General features: G+C 32.7%; 4 protein-coding genes. All 4 read right to left on the reverse strand.

All coding sequences use genetic code 11. The features are described from left to right. The coding region (locus RMR19_RS17690; protein ID WP_310604827.1) for a phosphotransferase at positions 1–520 on the reverse strand (520 nt) is incomplete at its 3' end. Between the two features lie 153 nt (positions 521–673). After that, positions 674–1,426, reverse strand: a complete 753-nt coding sequence (locus RMR19_RS17695) for an aminoglycoside adenylyltransferase domain-containing protein (RefSeq protein WP_310604828.1) — start codon at positions 1,424–1,426, stop codon at positions 674–676. Positions 1,427–1,573: 147 nt separating this feature from the next. After that, positions 1,574–1,888, reverse strand: coding sequence for a DUF2441 domain-containing protein (locus tag RMR19_RS17700; RefSeq protein WP_310604829.1), 315 nt, complete (start codon positions 1,886–1,888; stop codon positions 1,574–1,576). A gap of 195 nt (positions 1,889–2,083) precedes the next feature. Next, a partial coding sequence (locus tag RMR19_RS17705) for a PDDEXK nuclease domain-containing protein (protein ID WP_310604830.1) occupies positions 2,084–2,591 on the reverse strand: 508 nt, incomplete at its 5' end.

Consider the following 2,591-nt stretch of genomic DNA (forward strand, 5'->3'; position numbering starts at 1 on the left):
GTCGATTTTTTATCAATTCTTTATTTTCCTTTAAATACTCCAGAATGATACTATCACCATCAAAATGTTCATCCTCATCTATATATGCTTGTATTCTTTCATCAATAACCTTAAAGTACTTATCATACCATTCATCTGAAATTTTTTGTTCCATCGAATTATGTATCAAACTAAGAATATTTCCTGATTCTTTGCCTAATCTATATTGTTCCTTACTATCTAATTCTTTTTGCACTTTCTGTACTTCTATCCCCTCTACCCATTCTAACAATGTGTATACATTCTTTCCGTCATTACAGCATCCAAAATCAATAGCTTCTGGCATTGGTATCTCTGCGTTATTCCAAACTTTCATTAAGTTATACTCATGTTGTTTTAATTCAGACTCACCAATTTCTGCAACACGTAAAAGATAATGCCTTCCATTCTTATCCTCTACTTTATATTTAACATCTCCAGACATTCCTGTGCAAATTTTTTCATGCTTTATAAAGTTATATTTTTTATTAAGACTATCCATTAATTCCTCCATTTTTCATAATAGCAACTCCATGTTCACGCGTAAGTACACGTCCCATTTGAATCGTATGAGTTTGTTCGTCTTTCACAAATGCGCGAAGATATGCTGTAATCTTTTCTTCCTATCACTTTTCTTAGATTCGTAATTTTATCTTTATCCAATCTGCCCTAACATATATTCCGCATACTCTTTCAGTTCCCATTCCTCCGCTTTTGAAGGAATATCTTCCGAATACTCTTTTAATGCTTCTACAATAATCCTATGATATTTTTCAGGCAGCATTTTCATTCCCCAGTTTCCACCCTCTGCTTTACAACAAATTAGTCCATCTTGTTTATAAGCAAGTACCCTACACAAATTGAGTATGATATACATAGAATTATCAACAATTTCCTCCGAAGCCTCTGCAATATCATTCCATATGCTGTCCAAATAATCTTCTTTACTCACTTCTCCAAAAACTTCTCTGATCGATCTCCCATATACACATTTTCCACGGTGATATAGTATTGTAAAATGTGCAGCTAAATCTTTATCCGTACCTTTCATTTTATCAACATATTCCTCTGGATTTGTTTGATACCAATTTAGATGCGCTATTGAAAAATGTAGTTCGAAAGGTGTCGGATATACAAATGGATTACATACAGATTCTTTCACTATACTTAACTCGATTCCTTTTGCTGGTGCGTTCTTGTTTAGTTCAACAACCATATCCATATATTGTGATTTACATTTGTTTGAAATATCATTTTTAACAACGATAATTAAATCAATATCGCTTTTTTTAGGATTAAAACATCCCATAACGGCAGAACCATGAAGATATATGCCTACAAGATTATTTTCTAAGACAGCTCTACTTTGCGTTACAAAGTTATCAAGTAATTCGTTATATTTATGCATATATAAATGTCACCTTCTCAAATTTATTTTTCTCTACTTGGTTTTTATCTGTTGAAAAATGCTATTTAATCTTAAATTAACGCATAGATAGAAAAATAGAATCAGCGATACACACCCGATCTATCTATTTAGTTTCGTTATTCAGCTTTATAAATTTAAATTTATTTCTTTTACTATTTCAACCACAGTAATTTTCCCATCAACTAAGGTTTCATAAATTGATGACTCACTTGCATTATCGGGTTCATTCTTCCAATACAAGTCTGCGAGCATAAGATTGTCCTGCTTATCTAATTGTCCATCAAAACATTTTGTAGCGTCCCCAACAAAAGAATTACCTTCTATTTCCAATTTTACAATGCTATATGTAGGTCGTCCTATTTCAGCAAAAAACTTTCCCCAGTTCTCAGCTTCTTCAAAGGTTTGGGACACATATAGGCAACTCATTCTTGAAGGATACATTCCTTTATCTCCTTAAATTTGAAGTTATTTTCTTCATTAATAGCAATAACCATTAGGGATTCCAATATATGCTCTTATGTGTTCATCTATTGGACGTTCAATAACTCCCGATATGTTATCATTTTTGGATACTATAAATTTATTTATACTTTTTTGTGAAACCATTTTTTCAATTCGGCACACTCGTGTGCCGAATTAGTCGCACTCATATTTTTTCATGACACGTGTTTCTATATCTTCTACTGACGGCATTGTATCTTGTAATTCTTTTGGTAAATCATCAAACAGTTTATACTCTGTAACACCTATGGGCTTTTTCATATCCTTCAGCGCATACTCAGCGACCAGTTTATTCTCATTTCGGCAAAGTATCAATCCAATAGAAGGATTGTCCAAATCCGTTTTTACCATATCATCTAATGCTGACAAGTAAAAGTTCATCTTTCCTGCCATTTCTGGCGTAAATTTCCCAGTCTTAAGATCTATTGCAACAAAACAATGTAACTTAAAATTATAAAAGAGCAGGTCTACATAAAATTCATCTTCATTTACAGCAAGTTCGCTCTGTTCGTCTGGCAATCTACCATTAAAATTCTGTATTTTAGGTTTCTCAATCTGCCTTGCATACAAATTACTATCCAATTGAAATTCAAGCACGTCATGAGACCAGCCATTTTGAATCGTCTTCTCAGTATACCAAATA

It is taken from the genome of Anaerosporobacter sp. (genome assembly GCF_031551385.1).
In the GTDB taxonomy this organism is placed as follows: domain Bacteria; phylum Bacillota; class Clostridia; order Lachnospirales; family Lachnospiraceae; genus Anaerosporobacter.

What these genes read in the sequence shown, in the direction of transcription:
- RMR19_RS17695 (WP_310604828.1), bottom strand. Translation starts at nt 1,426, where the DNA reads ATGCATAAATATAACGAATTACTTGATAACTTTGTAACGCAAAGTAGA.
- RMR19_RS17700 (WP_310604829.1), bottom strand. Translation starts at nt 1,888, where the DNA reads ATGTATCCTTCAAGAATGAGTTGCCTATATGTGTCCCAAACCTTTGAA.